The sequence below is a fragment of the Lacticaseibacillus sp. 30 genome, assembly GCF_053819265.1.
In genome coordinates, this window is record NZ_JBSOQX010000011.1 from 42761 (window position 1) to 62709 (window position 19949).

Here is a 19949-nt window from a genome sequence, read left to right on the forward strand (position 1 = left end):
GGGTCTGTTGTTGTGGACAGCCACAGACACAAGCCACCCACTTGTTGTCAGCTTCCCGTGGCTGGGCTATCATGAAGACAGAATATTAGGATTGGAGCATAAACATGTCAAAGAAATTCACCATTATTCTTGCGGCCGGTAAAGGGACGCGGATGAAATCAAAGTATTACAAGGTTTTACAGCCGGTCTGTGGCAAAAGTATGGTCGAGCATGTGGTGAGTCAGGTGGAAGCCATCCATCCCGATGCCATTGTAACAATTGTTGGCCATGGCGCAGAAGCAGTTGAAGAAACGCTAGGCAAGCGCACGAAGTTTGTTTTGCAATCTGAACAGTTGGGAACTGGACATGCCGTTTTACAAGCTGAACCGTTACTTGGTCAAAAAGAAGGCGCAACCCTCATTATCAGTGGTGATACGCCATTGTTTACCGCCAAAACGTTGAATGATTTATTTGCTTATCACGAAGCCAAAGGCGCAAAGGCGACTATTTTGACTGCCAGTGCTCCTGATCCAACCGGTTACGGCCGCATTATTCGCGACTCAGACGGCAATGTCGTGAAGAATGTAGAACAAAAAGATGCAACGCCGGAAGAGGCATTGATTTCTGAAATCAATACCGGCGTCTATGTCTTTGACAACCAGGCTCTGTTCAAGGCGTTGCATCAAGTGAATAATAATAATGCCCAAGGCGAGTATTATTTGCCAGATGTACTAGGTATTTTGCGCGACGCTGGCGAAAAAGTGGCTGCCTATCAGATGCCAGATTATACCGAATCATTGGGCGTCAATGATCGGGTCGCATTGGCGCGGGCAACCCGCCTGATGCAGCAGCACATTAATGAACAGCATATGCGCAATGGTGTGACCTTAATTGACCCAGCAACGACTTATATCGATACCGAGGTCAAAATCGGTGCCGATACCGTGATTGAACCCGGTGTTTACTTGAAGGGGAAAACAGTCATTGGCGAAGATTGCCATATTGGTACCCACTCTGAACTAGTCGATGCCACACTGGAAAATGATGTCACAGTAACTAGTTCAACCATCGAGCATGCCGTGATGCACGCTCATAGTGACATTGGTCCAAATTCGCATCTGCGGCCTGATGCTGACATCGGCGAATACGTCCATCTAGGCAATTTTGTCGAAATTAAAAAAGCCAAGATCGGTGCCCGCACCAAAGTTGGTCATTTAACGTATGTTGGCAATGCGACCTTGGGAACGGATATTAATGTTGGTTGCGGCGTTGTTTTCGTCAACTATGATGGCGTTCAGAAGTGGGAAAGCAAGATTGGCGATCATGCCTTTATCGGTTCAAATTCCAATATTGTGGCGCCAGTGGATGTTGCTGACCATAGCTTTATTGCTGCTGGTTCAACGATCACAAAAGATGTCCCGTTTCACGCGATGGCCATCGCCCGCGCACGACAAACCAACAAAGATGATTTTTGGAAACGCCTGCCGCTGGCAAAAGATCCAGATTGGAATTAGGTTATAATTCTATTCATGTGCTTGCTTTTTTTCGTCAGTCCGCTAAGATTTCTGTGGAACAATTTTTCGCAGCCCATAACAATTCGTGGAGGAACATATGTCTGAGCAATACGGTGACCCGAGATTAAAGATTTTTGCTTTGAATTCGAACAAGCCGTTGGCAGAGAAAATCGCTGCCGAGGTCGGTGTGAAACTAGGAAAGTCGTCGGTTAAGCGGTTCAGCGATGGTGAAATTCAAATCAACATCGAAGAAAGTATTCGTGGGGATGATGTTTATCTCATCCAATCCACTTCCAGCCCGGTTAACGACAACTTGATGGAACTGTTGATTATGATCGATGCTTTGCGCCGCGCTTCTGCGCATACGATCAACGTGGTTATGCCTTATTACGGTTATGCCCGTCAAGATCGGAAAGCCCGTTCACGAGAACCGATCACAGCCAAGCTTGTTGCCAACATGTTAGAACGTGCCGGCGCCACACGTGTTTTGGCGCTGGACCTGCATGCCGCGCAGATTCAAGGATTTTTCGATATTCCGGTTGACCATCTTGTCGGCGCCCCATTGTTGGCAGATTACTTCTTACGGAATCACTACGATGGTGCCGACACCGTTGTCGTGTCACCTGACCATGGCGGTGTTACCCGTGCCCGAAAACTAGCAGAATTCTTGAAGGCACCGATTGCGATCATTGACAAGCGCCGTCCGCGTCCGAATGTTGCGGAAGTGATGAATATTGTTGGTAATGTTACTGGCAAACAATGTATCATCATTGATGACATGATCGACACTGCAGGCACCATTACGCTCGCTGCTCAGGCATTGAAGGATGCCGGTGCGACCGAAGTGCTCGTGGCCGCGACCCATGCCATCTTCTCTGGTCCGGCAGTTGAACGCTTGACCCACTCAGCTATTGAAAAGGTTGTTGTGACTGACTCCATTAATCTTCCAGCTGACAAGCATATGGATAAACTGGATGTGGTTTCAGTTGGTCCGCTGATGGGTCGCGCCATCATGCGGATTCAGGAAAATCGTTCCGTGACACCGTTGTTTGAAAATCGGTTTACGAAATAGTGCTAAAAAAGCTGCACCTATATTCAGGTACGGCTTTTTTATTTACCTGCATCATTGGTGTTGAAGCAAATAAACGACATATAGTCGCAAGAAAGTCATATAATGTGAAAAGTAGCATAGCGACTATCGTGTAAATGCTTGATTGGTGATGTTGGTGACCTTTTTCTATTCCGTTCTACTGCTGGATCCACCGTTAGTTTTGTTTGCCGAGACAGTAACCAACTACTTGCATCAAACAAAGCGTCATTAGATTAACAGCCACTGAGATTAGCTGAAAAGGGGGCACAACCGGCAGATGCGAATGGGATTAGCTCACGATCAGTTTTTGTTAGTCAAACAAGGCAGCAAAACGATTGAGATCAGACTCAATGATGAAAAACGGCAACAATTAAAAGTTGGCGATACGATTGTGTTTGAAGACACCACAACGGCACAAACACAGCGCAGGACAGTAAGTGCACTGGAAAAATTCACCAGTTTTGCTGAGTTGTATCACAAATATCGTGGTCCGCAGGTAGGCAGTGCACCAACGGATTCCGAAACGAAAATGGTTGCAGATACGTATCAGCTATACACAGTATGGCAGGAAGCAAGCTTTGGTGTTTTGGCCATTCATTTACAACCAGCATTTTAATGACAACGACAAAAGCGACAGTCATCATCTGAAATAGATTAGATGACTGTCGCTTTTTATGTGCGTTGATGATCAATAAACCAGACTTTTGAATGCTTTCTTAGTAGTCACCAATGACTGTCATTTTTTCAAGCTACCGGTGTAAATACTGTGCCAATTTATCAGAGCAATTTTAAGAAGATGGTGGCGATGATGACTGAGGCGACGGAAACTGTGGCAAATCCGCCAACCAGCATCTTCGGCATCATTTGTTGGGTTAAGTATTCCTCTTCATCTTCGGTTGTTGCCATCGCTCGCGCCACTTCCAAAGTCAGGATGTAGTCCGCTGGGAAGCCAAAAAGAGCTGTCAGCGAGCAAGAAAATGCCATTTGCCAAGACATACCGAATGGTTTAGCAAGTAGCCGCGATGCTAAGAACATGCCCAGAACGCCCAAGGCAATTAGGACAATGATTTGGAGGACAATACCACCAAGCACAGCTGGCGTGGTGGCACTCAGTTGACCAAAGACATAGGCGAGCAAGCCGTACATCAACCAGTTAAAGACGCCAGCCTTGTTCAAAGCATTGTCCTCAAGAAAACCGATTTGATGCGCGATAACCCCGAAGATTAAACAAACCACATTAGAATTGATGACATTGTTTGTCAATGTCCCAAACCCCATTTGTTGAATTTAAATTAATGTACAGCTATGAAACTCTAAGCTTTTGGTAAAGAACCAAGTTGTCAAACAAGCGTTAATATTCAATTATTCATATAAAAAGTGGCCCCGCGCAAATACTGCAACGAGGCCACTTTTTATATTTATGGGATAAAGCGTTGTACAAGATGATTATTTTAGGTTATTAGACCTGTTGATCTTGCTTTAACAGATCGCGAATTTCTGTTAGCAATTCTTCTTGTGTCGGACCAGCTGGTTTGGCCGGTTTTGACGGTAAAATGCGGTTAATACCTTTGACTAGCAGAAAGACTACAAAAGCAATAATCAAGAAGTTGAGCACGTCATTGATAAAATTCCCATATGTAAACTTGGCGCCCAATATCGTGAAATAAAGCCCGCTGAGGTCAGCTTTGCCCGCAAACATGGATAAAATCGGGTTGATAAGGTTTTTAGTTAAAGAGGTGACTAAACCAGTGAAGGCACTGCCGATGATGACCCCAACGGCTAGGTCTAGCACGTTACCTCGCATGATAAATTTCTGAAATTCTTTTAACATAAACAGTAACTCCCTTCAAAATTAGTATACTGAAATCAACACTTATGCTGCATCTCTGCGGCTTATCCCAGATGCCAAACCCGTAAGAATTCAGCAATCGCAATCAAGACAATGAGGCCAAATGCGACAGCATGCCGTCGCTTATATAGAACCACTAAGGCGAGGTATTCGCGAATCACCGCATTGGGCAGGAAGTAGAACGAAGTCGCGCCGCCGACACCATTGGCGGCAATGCCAGCCATGCGGGCAAAGATGCCTGCGCGAAACAAATGGTAATTATTTGTGAAAAAGCTAGCCTTATAAGGTGATTCACCAATTTCTTGAGTAATGAGACGTTTGGAAAATTGCATATTTTCCAATGTGGTGGTTGACTGATCCTCAAGAAGCGTGTCACCTTCAGGGATGCCTTTCCCTAAAGCGTATCGTTGCATGGCCATCGCTTCTGAGATGGCCTCATCGCTCCCCTTACCGCCAGAAAAAATAATTCGCGGCGCTGGTCGGCCCTTTTTGATTTGTTTGCGATAGAACTTGATCGCAGCATCGATTCGGCTCGCTAGCAACGGTGAAACTTGGTCGCCATGTAACAAACCGGCGCCCAGCACAATGAGAAATGTACGATTGTGCGGTTGCGGACGAAAGTTATACAGAATCAAAACTGTAAGAAAATTATACAACGTTAAGAGCACATAAAAGCCGCCGAGACCAAAAAAGATTGCAAGAGAGAAGTACAACGGATCAGGAATGAACCGGCGACCAAAAGAAGCAGCAATTTCGATCAGCAACAAACCAATTGCAATATATAAAGTCAGCATATTGCTCAATGAATGACCTTCACGCCGCCAAACCAGAATGGCATTCCACAACAACCAGAATAAATGCAACGCAAAGAGCAAAGCAATGATCAAAATAATGATTAGGAACAATACGCCGGTGACCGATATTAGCAACAAATTGCCTGACCTTAAAATGGCAATCGCTAACGCCACAAGAAACGTGACCGCAAAAAAATTAAACAAGACACCATTAATCAACCGTCGCGGCTCCACGGTGAAACTAAAAGCGAAGATGACACCTAATACGATCGGTATCGCAAAAACAATAAAAAGTTCCTGAGCTGACATTGGAAAGTCTCCTTGTGTAGAGGTTAAAAAATGATTAGGGTATAATGTGATTAAAAGCGGAGGTAATCAACATGATCGATCCTGTGTTTGGCCGAAAAGATCCAAAGTTAGATTATCATACCCGGATTGGCGCATATGGCGTCATACCGGATCATAGTGGCGCTCGGTTGCTGATTCTGCAGGCGCCCAACCACGCCTTATTCTTGCCGGGCGGCGGCGTCGAGGAAGGCGAAACGCCAGAAGTCACGTTGGCACGCGAACTGTTAGAAGAATTTGGTGCAACCGTTCATGTCACCCAAAAGTTGGGCAAGTCATCTGAATATTTTTACTCTCATCACCGTCAAACAGCTTACTATCATCCGGCAACTTTTTTTGCTTGTGATCAATTGGCGTTTGTACAAGATCCGCTGGAAACTTTTAATACCTTGATGTTAATGCCGATTGACCTAGCCCTCGCTGAGCTGAAACGACCGACCCACCGTTGGGCAGTTGCCAAATGGCTAGCCAATCAACCTAAGCGATAAGGCAGTCATCAATCGTTAAAGTGTGGATCAATGAGACCGCCATTCAGCAGATAATGCTGGAACTTTTCATAAATTGGCGAAAACAGGTTACTGTCTTGCGTGGCTAGCATTTCTTTTGGAAAGTAGAACCGTTTGTCACCGGTTGCCCGGCCGCTAAGTGCCGCGACTAACGGTGATAGGGTGGAGAGCTCCTCAAGCGTCCCATCTTTTTGCATGATCTCGATTTGCGTTTTTGGATTTGCGGAAGCTGGGTCGTATTGGTCATATGGTAAGTCAAAACTATCATTTTCCGCTGTGTAGTAGTGCGGGTCAAAGCCGGCTGATGCTACCAAATCCCTTAAGCGTGGCAAGAGATAGGCTGTTTGGTCAGTAAAGGTCACAGACTTCAGTGGTCGGCGGTTCAAGAAGCGATCAGCAAAATCGCTTAAGATACTGTCTGGATAATCTAGCCAGTAAGTGAAGTAAGTGTTTAACACGCCATCGTCGAGTTTCAAATAGTCGGTGAGGTTAAAAGTTTGTTCAAAAAATGGCACGAGTAGCCGCGGCGAAAAGCCAGATTCAAACTGACCGGACTCATACAGGAATTTGGCACGTTTTAGCAGATGGAAAAGAATGACTTCCATGCCACGAGACACAGGGTGGAAATAAACCTGCTGGTACATCTGAAACCGACTGACAACATAATCTTCGACCGCATGCATGCCGTTGGCTTCATAAGCGATGCCATCCGAGTATGGTCGCATGACTCGCAGAATTCGCGAAAGGTCGAAGAGACCATACTTCGTGCCGGTGTAATAAGCATCGTGCAACAAATAGTCCATCCGATCAGCATCAATCTGACTGGAGATCATTTGCACGACTTGCGGATTCGGATAGGTGTGGTTGATAACCGATGCGACCATCTCAGGAAATTCCGGACCGACACCACGCAGAATTTTGTTCACGTTCGTATGCGGATCCGTGAGAATTGCTCGCGTAATCGCCTCGTGATCGGTGTCGAAAATGTGCTCAAATGTATGCGAATAGGCACCATGGCCGATATCGTGCAGCAAGGCGGCACACAACACGACTGGCCGTTCGGCGTCATCCCATAGGCCATCGCCAGGTGTTTGTGTCGGATAGTTGTTGACAAAGTTGTCACACATTTCACGGGCAATTTCATAAACACCAAGTGAATGGGCAAACCTAGTATGTTCGGCGCCTTGAAAAACATAATCAGAAACGCCGAGCTGTTTAATGCGGCGTAATCGCTGAAATTCTGGGGTATTAATCAGGTCCAGAATGACGCGATGTTGCACATGGACATAATTATGAACTGGATCGCGAAAGACTTTTTCGCGAGGTAACTTTTCAAATAGCATCATGTTCTCCCATCTTTTTTAGGCTGCGATTGCGCGTGTGCAAATTGGCAGTCGCTTCTGTCAGCGCCTTATGGTAAGCTGGATCGCGCAAAAGGGTTGGCATTGAATTCATATCAGCGGCGATGCCAGTGTCAGCCAAGGCATTTAGCAAGGCGACCGTCGCTTGCTCAAGCGTTAATGGTTGTCCCAGCAAGTCGCTAAGAGTCGTCATGGTTTCGGATCGAATCACGGGGAAGGTAAAATGTGAGCTGGCAGCAGCCTTGCCTTCATGATAGAATCGCCGAAGCAAGGCACAACGAGCGTCTTGATTACCGAAAATACTGCAATAAAGCATCACAACGATGCCGGCGCGATTACGGCGTTGGGCCATGCCCGCAAACTTTTGTCCGCGAACACTTAAGTCGTATTTACCGGGACAATAAGAGTGGACGATTTCAGTGGTCGCAATTGGCAGACTCGGAAACGCGGTGCGGAAAAGCTGAGTCATCAACTCGTATGCGCCGTTAATTGAAAGCTCGTCTTCATTTGGCAAAAATAGCGATACATTCAAAACCCCACGGTCTGCAATGACCGCTAAACCGCCAGAATTACGAACGAAGAAACCATAGCCATCACTTGCCAATACCCGCAATCCACGACCGAGTTGCGGCAATTTTAGATCTTGCATGCCTAGGATGACGGTTTGGTCTGCCGTCCAGAAATGCAGCATCAAAGGCGGGTGCAATTCAGGATGTGCCAATAACGCGTTAGTATGGGCAAAACTGAGCGGCGCCTCGTCTTTTGTAAAATTTTGCTGAAAAATTGCTGCCTGCTGGCCGGCCAGTGTTGTCAAGTCCATCACGCGCCTTCTTTCTATATGATAGATTACTTATATTATAACTAAGGTAACAAGCCACGTCAGTTGGAACTGCATTTTCATTGCATGTCTTGCAGTAAGTGATTTGAAACATGGATAATTGTTACGACTCGACCAGTTTGACCCGTGGGCGTACAATAGCTGTTAGAAAGGATTGACATTATGGATCTTTCACAAGGAGTGCCGATTCAAATTCACCTTGAGACGTTTGTGACGCAGGGTGAGGACAATGAGACACATGTTTTTGACGAACCTGGAACGTTGGTGCAGATGGGAAACGCTTTATACATTCGTTACCAAGAAGTTGACGAAGATGCTGGGACCAGTATGCCGGTGACGATGAAGCTGCGTGAAGATGGCGATGTTCAGTTGTCGCGTGGCAGCAGCAACGGCGACACTCAGCTGAAACTGTTCTTTGCCAATGAAAAGCGCGTGCTGACGCGCTATCGCACACCGTACGGTATCATTCCGGTTGAAACGGTCACGCCACGGATTGACGTGCGCATGACAACTGAACCTGTGGCAGGTGAAGTCTACATTGAATATCAACTTTTTGCTAATAACCAGCACTTGGGTGATTATCGATTGAGATTGCAATTCAACGCCTGAGCGTGTATGATGAAAAACAGACTGTATAAACTGTGGAAAGGGCGTGTATCGGTTGAAACTCAAAGCATTTGCCAATGCCGATAAATCAGAATTATCAATGATCGAAGTAGCCCATGAGATCCTCAAAGAAAAAGGGGATACCATGGCGTTCGTTGATCTGGCCAACGAGATCCAGAATTATCTTGGTAAGCGTGACGAAGAAATTCGTGAACGTTTACCGCAATTCTACACGGATCTGAACGTGGATGGCAGTTTCATTTCTTTAGGCGATAACGTTTGGGGCCTGCGCGCTTGGTATCCATACGATTCCGTTGATGAAGAAGTTAACCATCCGGAAGATGAAGAAGAGGCACCACGTCGTAAGAAGCGTAAGAAGGTCAATGCCTTCTTAGCAGACGTTGCCGACGATGATGACGTGATCGACTATAACGATGATGATCCTGAAGATGAGGATCTCGACGCAGATAGCGATGACGACGATGATTTCGATGACGATGACTCAGGCTTCCACGACAAGGTCGGGAAGACGACTGACACAGACGATGACAGTGATGACGACCCAGATGATGGGCTGCCAGATGGTATCGAAGGTCAGCTAGCCGAATTTGGCGATGACGACAGCGACGATGATGATGATAACGATGACATCACCGCTGACTTCTCTGATGACGATGATGACGACAGCGATTCAGATGATGATGACGATAGCGATACCAAAAAATAATGTTTGGCGAGCCGTGCCCATGTCTTGTGGGGACGGCTTTTTTTGTGTGCGCGAGCAGGCGCAATTAGCACCCGAAGTACTAGCCGATACAGGTCAACATGGATTGGCTTTGATAATTTAGTTTTGGAGGCTCGTATATAGCTTGCTGCGTCTATGGATATACTTTTTGAATTGGGACTGAATAGGTTTTTGCGACTGTGAGCCTGTTATGAAGCTCATTTCAGGTCCATCAGTAGGCAAATCCTAGAAGTGGCATACTGACCAAGATGATCGTGTTTTGCCGCTATTTGTGGTATCCTAAAAACCTTAAAAGTGCGAGTGTTACAAGTTGACTGCTCCTAAATGTTTTTTTACGCTTTAAGACCGTTGACAATTTTTGACAAAGCACGATACTTTCTAACAAGAGGGGGATCTACGATGATTTCAAAAGAACTTAAAACCCGGTTAGATACGTTCATTGACGCTATTCTTGCGATTATTATTACCATTATGGTCTTGGAGTTGCCTGCGCAAAGTTGGGAACATCATGCCAACATTACCAATTTCTTTTTGGCAGTTGGGGTGTATGCTGTCAGTTTCTGTTTCGTGGCGAATATTTGGTACCAGCAAGCAACTTTGTTCAGCACCGTTGATCAGATTCCACGACGAATCGTGCTTTGGGAATTCATCTTGGTTTTCCTACTGTCACTGGTGCCAGCATTGACGCGACTGATGTCAGGAGATGTTGAATCCATCTCTGTGATTATCTATGGTGCGATCTACTTTTTGGTAATTGTCGTATTTCGACTCATATCAAGGACAATCGTGCATCAACAAGCCAATGATAAAGACGAAATGCGGAAAATTTATACCAGTATTTATGGGGAGCACAACTTAGAAAATGTTATCATGATCGCTGCGATTATGATTTTAGCTATTTTTGTGCCCAAGGCAGCGTATATTTTGTACATTGCGATTCCCATCCGTTCCTTCTTTACGATCGACAATGATGCTCGTGAACTAACCGGTATCCAGCAAATGGAAACAACTGGGCAACAAGATTATTTGCGCATGAGCCATGACCAGCAAGTGAAGTTCCGCCGTTTGGTTGGCGAGTTCATTCGCGAGTCGCGCAATGCTCGAGGTAATACTGAAATTAGTCGAACAGCATGGGAAAACTTCGCGAAAGCAGCTGAAGCAGAGCTTAACATTAATCCAACAACACTCGGACATTGGTTTGCGGCTTTTCAGCAGGCAAAAAACACACATCAAAATGGTGCACCCTATCGTCAGGGACGACCGAGAAAAGTCCATGATTAAAGGATTTATAGCGGAAGCAGAAAGCTGACTTTAAGGCTGTCTTTGAGACGTGATGTTATTTATGATTATTTGGGACATTTCATACTTAAGTTTTAGGCCTTGACGTCTTTGCCACAATTAGTTAATATACAGCTTGGGCGCTTTACAAAATGTAAAGCCAATACGGTTCAAGCTCCCTGTTCGTATGAATAGGGAGCTTGTTTTTGTTTTTTCCCGATTATTAAAAAAGGAGACTGGCTATGACCAAGTATATTTTTGTTACCGGTGGGGTCGTATCGTCATTGGGTAAAGGGATTGTTGCGGCATCCTTAGGTCGTTTGTTAAAGAATCGCGGTTTGAAGATCACCATTCAAAAATTCGACCCTTATATCAATGTCGATCCTGGGACGATGAACCCTTATCAACATGGTGAAGTGTTCGTTACCGACGATGGCGCGGAGACCGACCTCGACCTTGGCCATTATGAACGGTTTATTGACATCAACCTGAATAAGTACAGCAACGTCACAACCGGGAAAATTTATTCTGAAGTTCTGCAACGTGAACGCCGCGGTGAATACCTCGGTGCGACCGTTCAAGTGATCCCCCACATTACCAACATGATCAAAGAGAAGATCATGCGGGCCGCAAAGCATAGCGACTCCGATGTGATTATCACGGAAATCGGCGGTACGGTTGGCGATATCGAATCATTGCCATTCCTTGAAGCCATTCGCCAAATGAAGCGTGATGTTGGTTCGGAAAATGTTTTCTATATTCATGCCAGCCTTGTACCATACTTGCGCGCGGCCGATGAAATGAAGACGAAACCAACTCAGCACAGTGTTAAGGAATTGCGTAGTATTGGGATTCAGCCGAATATGCTCGTTGTCCGGACTGAAAAACCGATCACGGAAGATATGAAGAAGAAAATTGCGCTTTTCACTGATGTTCCGGAAAATGCGGTCATCGAATCACGCGATGCAAAGACGCTTTATTCAATTCCGCTGGCATTACAAGCGCAAGGCATGGATCAGATTGTGGTCGATCATTTCGGCTTTGATGTGCCTGATGCCGACATGCGTGCTTGGACGCAGCTTGAGCATAAAGTTCAGCATTTGACCCATACCACTAAGATTGCCTTGGTTGGTAAATACGTCGCTTTGAAAGATGCTTATATTTCTGTTGCCGAGGCGTTGAAGCATGCGGGCTACTATTGGGACTCTGATATTGATCTGCAAATGTTCCAAGCTGAAGATGTCAATGACGATAACGTTGAAAGCTTGTTGCAAGGCTTTGATGGGATTCTTGTTCCGGGCGGATTCGGTGACCGTGGTTTGGAAGGCAAAATTGCCGCGATTCGCTATGCTCGGGAAAACGATATTCCATTCCTTGGCATTTGCTTAGGTATGCAGATGGCCTCAGTCGAATTTGCGCGTGATGTGCTGGGCCTGAAAGATGCTGGTACAACTGAGACGCAACCTGATATCAAGGACCCGATCATTGACCTGATGCGTGATCAAGTGGGTGTCAAAAATCTTGGCGGTACCTTGCGACTTGGCCTTTATCCATGTGTTCTGAAGCCAGGTTCCGTTGCAGCGAAGGCTTATGACAATGCCCATGAAATTCAAAAGCGTCATCGTCATCGTTACGAATTCAACACCAAGTATCGTCAGGCAATGGAAGACCACGGATTGGTATTTTCCGGTGTCAGCCCAGACAACCGCTTGATGGAAATTATTGAATATCCGAAGAACAAGTTCTTCGTTGCCCCACAATATCACCCAGAATTCCAATCGCGGCCAAACAAGCCGGAGGGATTATTCAAAGCCTTCATTCAGGCAGCAGGCGATTTTAAAGCTTAATAGCAGGTTTCATTGATTTATAAAGGCCGTCCTGAGGTATCATTACTTTGGGACGGCTTTTTTGGCAGATGAAGCACTTGGGGGCAGCTCAGGTTCTTAAACGCGTTCGCTGGCGCAGAAACCTGCATGTAAGGACCTTGACAGCAATGACCAAAGAGCGACCATCACGACCAAGGCCACTTACATTCCGGTTTCTAATCGCGCCAGTTCGCGCTCTTGCTTAAACGCGCTCGCTGGCGCAGAAACCTGCATGTAAGGACCATGGCCGCAATGGTCAAAGAGCGACCATCACGACCAAGGCCACTTACATTCCGGTTTCTAATCGCACCAGTTCGCGCTCTGTTCTTTTAGTCCTTGTTTTTTCCCATAGAATTCATTAAACTTGTATGTTGAGTGCATGATGAGTTTGTTGTGCCTCGCCTACCAGAAATCGCAGTTTATTTTGAAGCATAGATGCAGGCCAGCTTCAGCCTATTTGAAATGAACGACCTTTAAGTGAGGATTTAACTCAATGGAAAAAATGCTGATCCACGGCGGGAAGAAATTATCCGGTGAAGTTGTGATCGGCGGCGCGAAGAACAGTACCGTTGCCTTGATTCCGGCGGCGATTTTGTCACGCACCCCGGTCACACTTGATTCAGTTCCACATATTCAGGATGTCTATAATTTGATGGCGATTCTGGATGACATGAATGTCAAATCGGATTTTACTGAGAACGTCCTAACGATTGATCCAACTGAAATTAACGATGTCCCCCTGCCAAATGGCAAAATAAAAAGTTTGCGCGCTTCCTATTACTTCATGGGAGCGTTATTAGGGCGGTTTGGTAAAGCAATTGTCGGCTTGCCCGGCGGTGATGATATTGGACCACGACCGATTGATCAGCACATAAAAGGGTTCGAGGCACTGGGGGCTTCCGTCAGCAATGAACACGGCGCGATGGCCATCAAGGCACCACCTGAAGGCTTGCACGGTGCACGCATCTTTTTGGATATGGTGTCCGTCGGTGCTACGATCAATGTCATTTTGGCTGCGGTAACAGCAAGAGGCCGGACCGTGATCGAAAATGCTGCCAAGGAACCAGAAATTATCGACTTAGCCACGTATCTGAATAATATGGGGGCTAAGGTTCGTGGCGCTGGTACCGATGTGATTCGGATTGACGGCGTGCCAACCCTTGAAGCACACAACTCACATACCATCATCCCTGATCGAATTGAAGCGGGGACTTATTTGGCGATGGCAGCTGCGATCGGCGAAGGTGTGAAAGTCAAAAATATTATTTCTGAACATTTAGATGCCTTTTTAGCTAAATTAGAGGAAATGGGTGTCGTCATGGATGTCGGTGAGGACAGTATCTTCGTTTACCCGTCTGGTGATTTGAAAATGGTTCAGATTAAAACCATGCCTTATCCAGGATTTGCAACTGATTTGCAGCAACCCATCACGCCGCTAATGCTGAAAGCTCATGGCGAGGGCTTGATCATTGATACCATTTATCCTAAACGAGTTCGGCATATTCCTGAGTTGTTGCGAATGGGCGCGGATATTACTATTGAAAATGACGTCATTATTTTGCATCATTGCGATCATTTGCAAGGCACTGAAGTTGCAGCTGAAGAAATTCGCGCAGGTGCTTGCTTAATGATTGCCGGTTTAATGGCGGAAGGCACGACAACGATTACCAAAGTTGATAATATCTTGCGTGGTTATGATCGTGTCGTCATGAAATTACGTGGCCTCGGCGCAGATGTTGAGTTGATTGATTGAGATTGCGTTTGAACCATGACCGTGATAGACTATTAGAGTTGTTGTAAGAGTATCTCTAGATCAGGCAATGATTTAGGGCAAAAGGAGTAATCATTATGAAGCAAGGCATCCATCCAGATTATCATCCAGTTGTCTTTATGGATTCAGCAACTGGTTTCAAATTTATCTCAGGTTCCACCAAAACTTCAAAAGAAACCGTTAAGTGGGAAGACGGCAAGGAATACCCATTAGTCCGGGTTGAAATTTCATCCGACTCCCATCCCTTTTACACCGGTAAGCAGAAATTCACTCAGGCCGATGGTCGGGTTGATCGTTTCAACAAGAAGTATGGTTTGGACAAGAAATAAACCAAAAACAGCCAATAGGGCTGTTTTTTTGTAGTTAAAACTTATGAATATATAAGTGGATTTATAAAATGAACAGAATTGTTGTTGAAAATGGAACCACCTAAGAGTTAGTGAATTGCTATACTTAGGTCAATAAGGCAGATGTATTTCAGCCTTAAGCTTACACATTAACTTACACTCCCAAAAAAGTTCCCCCAAACTTTTCCACCCTCGTGGTGGTTTTTTTGTTGAGCAAGAAAAGTTACCTTTGGTTGCGTTGTGCCTTTTCTCACGTTTCAGAGGCTATCAGCGCTTTGTCATTATCTGCACGATCATCAGTTTGACGCATCACAAGCGACCAAAAAGGCAGCCGCAATCCGGCTGCCTTTTGACATCAAAAATCATTTCGCTTTTGGCATCACATTATCAATCAAATCTTCTACCTCTGGGCCGGACAGAATTTGTTGTTCAAGCTTAAGGTTTTGGACCACTTTACCATCACGAATGATAATGAGGTAGGAATCCTTGTAACCATCATTTAAATAAACGAAGGTAATCCCTGACTCAACGATGACCTGTGCTGATGCAGCACCACCCATAATCGGGTCAGCGCTGGCATCACTGTAAAAGCTGATGGTCCGTTCTGGATCAGGATCATTCAACAGGGTGAGCTCAAATTCTAACTTGGTTGCTGTGTGCTCAGTGTCAAAATTTGCGTCATGTGTGAGATCATTGACATAATAGGGAAAGTCAAAAGCTTTAGCGACATCTTTCACGACAAATTGACTCATAGTGACGAGTTGATCTTCAGGTAATGTTTTGATCGGCATAGATAACACCTCCTATCTTTGAGTCTACACCAAGCGCTTACAAAGAGGTAGTAAATGACTTGCCGCGTCATGTTACATTAAGGAAAAGGGGCAAAAACAATGACAAAACGATCTAACTTTTTATACTGGCTGAATGTCGGTGGCGACCTGCTTTACTTATTGATTGTTGGTGGCCTTTATATCAGCGGCCGCTCGTTATTTCATGGTCAGATGATGTTATTGGCGCAGGTTGCGTCCGGCATATTGATTGTCAGCTTACCGCGATTGATGGAGCGGTGGTGGCATTTTAGATTTCCACCGGTTTTAATTTACTTATTCGAGATCTTTATTTTTTTAAGCGTTTTACTGGGGACAGGATTGCAATGCTACAGTGTGCCTTATTGGGATAAGTTTGAACATTTATTCAGTGCCGCGATGCTCGCCGGTTTAGGATTTGCTATTTTTGCGGCATTGACCCCGCAAAAACGGTTGACATCAACAAGCCCGTTGTTGATGGCCTTGTTTGCACTAGCTTTTGGCACCACCATCGGCGTGCTCTGGGAATTTTATGAGTTCACCTTTGATGGGTTGTTAGGATTGAATATGCAGCGGTACATGGCGACTGGCGGCGAGCTACTGCGTGGCCGGGCGGCATTAATGGACACGATGGGTGATTTGTTTATGGACTTCTTTGGTTCGTTGGGACTTGCTTTGTTTGGTTATTTTGGAATCAAACGGGATCTACGTTGGTTGGACACCTTCGCATTCCAACCTGACCATAAGTCGGTTAACCATTAGCCGAATACATGCTGCAGTGTCAGCGTGTCGTTGGGTGTGAGGAAGTTGGGCTGGTAACGGGTGAGAAAATGAAATTCTTCCATCCCGACTTGCCGCTTAGCTTCCTCTTTTGATTGGGCGAGCCATCGCAGCCATGGGCCAATTGCTTGGCCGGCCATGAATTCGCGCGCGTAATCAAACAGCGCTGGCCATTCAGCCGCTGTCGCGATGACGGCCATATGTCCAAAAATCTGCGGATCGACTGAAATTTCTGGCAACTTTGCTTTATGAGGCTGCAATTGCTTCATGAAAGCTGGCAAATCCATCGCCACTGTCAGCCACTGGTCGACTTCGGTATCAATATATCGAATCTGGCGTGGCTCCTGCTGGAGATCGAAGCCAAAATATTGGTGCCCGGTTTTGGCAAATGGCAAAAAATGTGCTGGCAAATCGCTTGAAGTCATGGCTGGGCCAACAGTTGCAAAGGCGTGGATACCCACGCCGGCAATGGCATCAGTCGTCGGCTCCTTAGTCGGAAGCCACCAATTCATCGGTAAAATACCTGTTTGAATGAGCTTAAAATAAGCAGGCGGAATGGCTGCTGTTTTTGGAATCGTTGGCAAATCAGGACGAGGGATAAGATTAGGCCATGGTTGTAACATCATAGGTCACCCTTTCTTAGATAGAATGAGGAGAGCTAGTGCAGAAACCGGGTTGACTTACGCTCTGATTGAAACGCGTTCGCTGGCGCAGAAACCTGCGTGTAAGGACCTTGGTCGCAATGGCTAAAGCCCGGCCATCACGACCAAGGCCACTTGCACTCCGGTTTCTAACCGCGCCAACTCACGCTCTGATTGAAACGCGTTCGCCAACCCAGAAACCTGCACATAAGGACCTTGAACGCAATGGCCAAGGCCCAGCCATCACGTTCAAGGCCGCTTATGCTCCGGTTTCTAAGCGGGTTGGCTCACGCTCTTAATCTTAACGCATGTGATGCCGTGAAAGTCGTATAATTAAGTCGGGAGTATTGAGGGGGTTTTAAACGTGCGAAATGCGATGATTTATGTGCGCCATGAACCGTTGGCGCATTTGTTTTTGACATATGGCATTTCAGCAAGTGATTTGCTGAGCGACCATCTAAAAGTACCGAAGCATCTGTTATTGCTGCCCCCTGTGGATGAGCAGGAACAGATAGATCCGCATACTTGGTTCAATATTATCGACGGCGCGGATCAGGTTCAGGACTTTTTGCGGAGTAAAGCGGGTCAGACGCGTTGCTGGCTAGATTATTCAAGCCCGCGATTTTTGCAGGAACTCACGCCTAACGAGATTGCGGAACTGCTATACTTAGGACATGCCAAAACGCATTTAAGTTCGCCATTTTACTACAAATTGCAAAACGAGTTGGTTTACCTGCCATTGCGAAACGGTATGGTGAATATGTATCTGCGTAACGAATCTTTATTTGCGACCTTCTTAGCAAACGCCATTAACAAGTATATGCGGCGAATTGCTAATGAGGAACCATTCTGGTTACGCTTACGGCAACAGCACTTTTCTCGCGTGTCACATGCCGTTTATACACAGTTTTTACCATTATTGGAAGATGGCGTGGTATTTGATTTCCGGAATGTCCGGTTTTCTCGTGAAAAAATCAGTGTGCCACTTTTGGTACCGAAAGCTCGGTTCGTTCCTGATGGTATCTTGACGGATACAGATGTCCGGCGATTGGGAATGCTTGTTTTGATGCGGCAAAAGAATCAGTGGATGATGATTGATGATGCTGCATCTGCCGATCATCGCCAATAATGGACTGTTTTAACCTGTTCTTAAACAGGATGAAGTTGAAGAATTGGAGTCGAATTAATTATGAAGATGACATTGGCAGAGATTGCGCGAGTTGTGAAAGCTCAACCGCTCTCTGAAGCAGACGGGTCGCATGTGGTGACCGGACTGGCTTTTGATTCACGCAAATTGAAGCCGGGTATGCTGTTTGTGCCGTTACGCGGTGAACGTGATGGTCACGAATTTATTCCGGCGGCTGCTACGGCTGGCGCAGTGGCAACATTTGTTGCAGCTGATCATTTACCTGTCACCACCAAGCTGATTACGCTGGTGGTGCCGGATCCGTTGAAAGCGATGCAACAATTGGCACAATATTATCTGTTGATGAAAGTGAATCCCAAAGTGGTGGCGATCACCGGCAGCAATGGCAAAACGACAACGAAGGACATGACCGCTGCGATCTTGGCCACACAATATCACGTCGTTAAAACCCCTGATAACTATAATAATGAAATTGGCGTGCCAATGACTATTCTCAGCATGGAACCCAATACCGAAGTCTTGGTTCTTGAGATGGGGATGGATCGGCCAGGGCAATTACATGCACTGTCAACCTTAGCTGAACCGGATGTGGCCGTGATTACGATGATCGGGGAAGCACATATTGAATTTTTCAAGACCCGGGATAAAATTGCCGATGCCAAAATGGAAATCACTGATGGCCTAAAGGATGATGGTACGTTTATTTTTAATGGTGACGAACCATTGTTGCAGGAACGGGCGAAGAAGATCACGCAGGAGCGCGAAACTTTTGGCTTGCATCCTGAAAATACGATATTTGCCCATTCAATCAGCGGGCATCGTAACCACACTGAGTTCACAGTTGAAGCTTGGCCTGATCTGACGTTCTCGATTCCGATTATGGGTGAATATAATGTTGTCAATGCGTTAGCAGCCCTGTTAGTTGGCCGCAAATTCCATGTCAAACCCGAAATCATGCAAAAGGCATTGGCTCATTTTCAGGTGACAGCTAACCGGACACAGTGGTTGATCGGGGATGTGGGTGAACAGATTCTAAGCGATGTTTATAACGCCAACCCGACCGCGATGAAAGCCGTCATTCATGATTTTAGCGAATTTACGGCAACTGGCCGTCACATTGCAGTGCTAGGGGACATGCTGGAGCTTGGTGAACAAAGTCCCGCGTTGCATGCAGGTCTGTCAGAGGCACTCGATCCTAAGGAAGTACAGGTTGTTTATCTATACGGTAGCGATATGAAAGCACTTGCCGATGCATTGGCAGCAAAATATCCAGCCGATCAGTTGCACTATTATCCGCTTGATGACAAGGAACAGATGACGCGCGACTTACAAAACGATGTTAACCATGACGATATGGTTTTGTTGAAAGCGAGTCACGGATTGCATCTGGAAACCGTTTTGTCAGCTTTGGTCGCTGGTGGTCGTGCTTAATACTAGCGTTGTAAGCATAAAGGCCGTTCCATGAAAATGAAACGGCTTTTAGCATGTTTTGACGGTTTTTATTCTTTTAAAAATGTCAGTTTAGGCTTAAATAAGTATGTGTTGACTGAAGCTTTTGGTGATTATGCAAGATTTGGCCGAATCTCGGCACTTGTTTTTTTATAGTGAGCATGATACTATTGTTCGGATATGTTTTTTTGTTATTTACTGAAAATGCACGTGATGCCCGCGGATTCCTTTGAAAACA

Annotated in this window: 20 protein-coding genes and 1 pseudogene; 14 read left to right on the plus strand and 7 right to left on the minus strand. The window is 45.9% G+C overall.

Features of this window, described 5'->3' with window-relative positions; genetic code table 11:
• Positions 1-104: 104 nt before the first annotated feature.
• The 3 genes from glmU to ACWPAB_RS08640 all read left to right on the plus strand — a co-directional run bounded on the left by glmU (position 105) and on the right by ACWPAB_RS08640 (position 3199).
• On the plus strand, positions 105-1493 hold the full coding sequence (gene glmU, locus ACWPAB_RS08630; protein ID WP_016380952.1) for a bifunctional UDP-N-acetylglucosamine diphosphorylase/glucosamine-1-phosphate N-acetyltransferase GlmU: 1389 nt from the start codon (positions 105-107) through the stop codon (positions 1491-1493).
• A gap of 97 nt (positions 1494-1590) precedes the next feature.
• Positions 1591-2565: a ribose-phosphate diphosphokinase gene (locus ACWPAB_RS08635; RefSeq protein ID WP_003567718.1), complete on the plus strand. Its 975-nt coding sequence runs from the start codon at positions 1591-1593 to the stop codon at positions 2563-2565.
• A 295-nt stretch (positions 2566-2860) separates the two neighbouring features.
• Positions 2861-3199, plus strand: a complete 339-nt coding sequence (locus tag ACWPAB_RS08640) for an ASCH domain-containing protein (RefSeq protein ID WP_003576503.1) — start codon at positions 2861-2863, stop codon at positions 3197-3199.
• 161 nt (positions 3200-3360) lie between these two features.
• Here the strand turns inward: ACWPAB_RS08640 and ACWPAB_RS08645 are convergent.
• The 3 genes and pseudogenes from ACWPAB_RS08645 to ACWPAB_RS08655 form a co-directional block, all read right to left on the minus strand.
• Positions 3361-3861 (minus strand): annotated as a pseudogene (locus ACWPAB_RS08645) (hypothetical protein); the annotation flags it as partial.
• A 181-nt stretch (positions 3862-4042) separates the two neighbouring features.
• On the minus strand, positions 4043-4414 hold the full coding sequence (mscL, locus tag ACWPAB_RS08650; RefSeq protein ID WP_003571482.1) for a large-conductance mechanosensitive channel protein MscL: 372 nt from the start codon (positions 4412-4414) through the stop codon (positions 4043-4045).
• Positions 4415-4476: 62 nt separating this feature from the next.
• Entirely contained in the window at positions 4477-5535 is a 1059-nt protein-coding gene (locus tag ACWPAB_RS08655; RefSeq protein WP_016380954.1) for a YdcF family protein, read from the minus strand.
• A 71-nt stretch (positions 5536-5606) separates the two neighbouring features.
• Between ACWPAB_RS08655 and ACWPAB_RS08660 the strand changes: the two genes are divergently transcribed.
• Positions 5607-6059, plus strand: coding sequence for an NUDIX hydrolase (locus ACWPAB_RS08660; protein WP_003567704.1), 453 nt, complete (start codon positions 5607-5609; stop codon positions 6057-6059).
• 8 nt (positions 6060-6067) lie between these two features.
• Here ACWPAB_RS08660 and ACWPAB_RS08665 read toward each other — a convergent pair whose 3' ends face one another.
• Positions 6068-7420 carry an HD domain-containing protein gene (locus tag ACWPAB_RS08665; RefSeq protein ID WP_003576490.1) on the minus strand — a complete coding sequence of 451 codons (1353 nt, stop codon included), beginning with the start codon at positions 7418-7420 and terminating at the stop codon, positions 6068-6070.
• The gene (locus ACWPAB_RS08670) at positions 7410-8258 is read right to left on the minus strand and encodes a lipoate--protein ligase family protein (RefSeq protein ID WP_016382165.1); all 849 of its coding nucleotides are present in this window, start codon (positions 8256-8258) and stop codon (positions 7410-7412) included. The genes ACWPAB_RS08665 and ACWPAB_RS08670 overlap by 11 nt, the downstream gene beginning before the upstream one ends.
• Positions 8259-8438: 180 nt before the next feature.
• Here ACWPAB_RS08670 and ACWPAB_RS08675 point away from each other — a divergent pair, with 180 nt between their 5' ends.
• From ACWPAB_RS08675 to ACWPAB_RS08700, 6 genes are all read left to right on the plus strand, one after another.
• Positions 8439-8885: a DUF1934 domain-containing protein gene (locus tag ACWPAB_RS08675; RefSeq protein ID WP_003567697.1), complete on the plus strand. Its 447-nt coding sequence runs from the start codon at positions 8439-8441 to the stop codon at positions 8883-8885.
• A 52-nt stretch (positions 8886-8937) separates the two neighbouring features.
• Positions 8938-9609 carry a DNA-directed RNA polymerase subunit delta gene (gene rpoE, locus ACWPAB_RS08680; RefSeq protein WP_003658743.1) on the plus strand — a complete coding sequence of 224 codons (672 nt, stop codon included), beginning with the start codon at positions 8938-8940 and terminating at the stop codon, positions 9607-9609.
• A 417-nt stretch (positions 9610-10026) separates the two neighbouring features.
• The gene (locus tag ACWPAB_RS08685; protein WP_003567693.1) at positions 10027-10908 is read left to right on the plus strand and encodes a TMEM175 family protein; all 882 of its coding nucleotides are present in this window, start codon (positions 10027-10029) and stop codon (positions 10906-10908) included.
• A 239-nt stretch (positions 10909-11147) separates the two neighbouring features.
• A complete protein-coding gene (locus ACWPAB_RS08690) occupies positions 11148-12752 on the plus strand; it encodes a CTP synthase (RefSeq protein ID WP_003567691.1) in 1605 nt (534 codons plus the stop codon).
• Between the two features lie 511 nt (positions 12753-13263).
• Positions 13264-14523: a UDP-N-acetylglucosamine 1-carboxyvinyltransferase gene (locus ACWPAB_RS08695; protein WP_016380627.1), complete on the plus strand. Its 1260-nt coding sequence runs from the start codon at positions 13264-13266 to the stop codon at positions 14521-14523.
• A gap of 95 nt (positions 14524-14618) precedes the next feature.
• Positions 14619-14870 carry a type B 50S ribosomal protein L31 gene (locus tag ACWPAB_RS08700; protein ID WP_003567687.1) on the plus strand — a complete coding sequence of 84 codons (252 nt, stop codon included), beginning with the start codon at positions 14619-14621 and terminating at the stop codon, positions 14868-14870.
• A 380-nt stretch (positions 14871-15250) separates the two neighbouring features.
• Here ACWPAB_RS08700 and ACWPAB_RS08705 read toward each other — a convergent pair whose 3' ends face one another.
• A complete protein-coding gene (locus tag ACWPAB_RS08705; protein ID WP_003567685.1) occupies positions 15251-15679 on the minus strand; it encodes a hypothetical protein in 429 nt (142 codons plus the stop codon).
• A gap of 99 nt (positions 15680-15778) precedes the next feature.
• On the opposite strand from ACWPAB_RS08705, the gene ACWPAB_RS08710 reads away from it, so the two are divergent.
• Positions 15779-16456 (plus strand): hypothetical protein, encoded by a 678-nt coding sequence (locus tag ACWPAB_RS08710; RefSeq protein WP_052916118.1) that lies wholly within the window; start codon positions 15779-15781, stop codon positions 16454-16456.
• Here the strand turns inward: ACWPAB_RS08710 and ACWPAB_RS08715 are convergent.
• Positions 16453-17100: a hypothetical protein gene (locus ACWPAB_RS08715; protein ID WP_016381902.1), complete on the minus strand. Its 648-nt coding sequence runs from the start codon at positions 17098-17100 to the stop codon at positions 16453-16455. The genes ACWPAB_RS08710 and ACWPAB_RS08715 overlap by 4 nt on opposite strands.
• A 379-nt stretch (positions 17101-17479) precedes the next feature.
• Here ACWPAB_RS08715 and ACWPAB_RS08720 point away from each other — a divergent pair, with 379 nt between their 5' ends.
• From ACWPAB_RS08720 to ACWPAB_RS08730, 3 genes are read left to right on the plus strand one after another with little or no spacing between them, the layout of a single operon-like run.
• Positions 17480-18244, plus strand: a complete 765-nt coding sequence (locus ACWPAB_RS08720; protein WP_003581098.1) for a hypothetical protein — start codon at positions 17480-17482, stop codon at positions 18242-18244.
• Between the two features lie 60 nt (positions 18245-18304).
• Positions 18305-19693 (plus strand): UDP-N-acetylmuramoyl-tripeptide--D-alanyl-D-alanine ligase, encoded by a 1389-nt coding sequence (locus tag ACWPAB_RS08725; protein ID WP_003581096.1) that lies wholly within the window; start codon positions 18305-18307, stop codon positions 19691-19693.
• Positions 19694-19723: 30 nt separating this feature from the next.
• Positions 19724-19867: a hypothetical protein gene (locus tag ACWPAB_RS08730; protein WP_016380391.1), complete on the plus strand. Its 144-nt coding sequence runs from the start codon at positions 19724-19726 to the stop codon at positions 19865-19867.
• The last annotated feature ends 82 nt before the right edge of the window (positions 19868-19949 follow it).

Excerpts from the sequence above, each read along its gene's own strand:
- glmU (WP_016380952.1), top strand. The coding sequence starts at position 105 with ATGTCAAAGAAATTCACCATTATTCTTGCGGCCGGTAAAGGGACGCGG.
- ACWPAB_RS08635 (WP_003567718.1), top strand. The coding sequence starts at position 1,591 with ATGTCTGAGCAATACGGTGACCCGAGATTAAAGATTTTTGCTTTGAAT.
- ACWPAB_RS08640 (WP_003576503.1), top strand. The coding sequence starts at position 2,861 with ATGCGAATGGGATTAGCTCACGATCAGTTTTTGTTAGTCAAACAAGGC.
- mscL (WP_003571482.1), bottom strand. The coding sequence starts at position 4,414 with ATGTTAAAAGAATTTCAGAAATTTATCATGCGAGGTAACGTGCTAGAC.
- ACWPAB_RS08655 (WP_016380954.1), bottom strand. The coding sequence starts at position 5,535 with ATGTCAGCTCAGGAACTTTTTATTGTTTTTGCGATACCGATCGTATTA.
- ACWPAB_RS08660 (WP_003567704.1), top strand. The coding sequence starts at position 5,607 with ATGATCGATCCTGTGTTTGGCCGAAAAGATCCAAAGTTAGATTATCAT.
- ACWPAB_RS08665 (WP_003576490.1), bottom strand. The coding sequence starts at position 7,420 with ATGCTATTTGAAAAGTTACCTCGCGAAAAAGTCTTTCGCGATCCAGTT.
- ACWPAB_RS08670 (WP_016382165.1), bottom strand. The coding sequence starts at position 8,258 with ATGGACTTGACAACACTGGCCGGCCAGCAGGCAGCAATTTTTCAGCAA.
- ACWPAB_RS08675 (WP_003567697.1), top strand. The coding sequence starts at position 8,439 with ATGGATCTTTCACAAGGAGTGCCGATTCAAATTCACCTTGAGACGTTT.
- ACWPAB_RS08685 (WP_003567693.1), top strand. The coding sequence starts at position 10,027 with ATGATTTCAAAAGAACTTAAAACCCGGTTAGATACGTTCATTGACGCT.
- ACWPAB_RS08690 (WP_003567691.1), top strand. The coding sequence starts at position 11,148 with ATGACCAAGTATATTTTTGTTACCGGTGGGGTCGTATCGTCATTGGGT.
- ACWPAB_RS08695 (WP_016380627.1), top strand. The coding sequence starts at position 13,264 with ATGGAAAAAATGCTGATCCACGGCGGGAAGAAATTATCCGGTGAAGTT.
- ACWPAB_RS08700 (WP_003567687.1), top strand. The coding sequence starts at position 14,619 with ATGAAGCAAGGCATCCATCCAGATTATCATCCAGTTGTCTTTATGGAT.
- ACWPAB_RS08705 (WP_003567685.1), bottom strand. The coding sequence starts at position 15,679 with ATGCCGATCAAAACATTACCTGAAGATCAACTCGTCACTATGAGTCAA.
- ACWPAB_RS08710 (WP_052916118.1), top strand. The coding sequence starts at position 15,779 with ATGACAAAACGATCTAACTTTTTATACTGGCTGAATGTCGGTGGCGAC.
- ACWPAB_RS08715 (WP_016381902.1), bottom strand. The coding sequence starts at position 17,100 with ATGATGTTACAACCATGGCCTAATCTTATCCCTCGTCCTGATTTGCCA.
- ACWPAB_RS08725 (WP_003581096.1), top strand. The coding sequence starts at position 18,305 with ATGAAGATGACATTGGCAGAGATTGCGCGAGTTGTGAAAGCTCAACCG.
- ACWPAB_RS08730 (WP_016380391.1), top strand. The coding sequence starts at position 19,724 with ATGAAAATGAAACGGCTTTTAGCATGTTTTGACGGTTTTTATTCTTTT.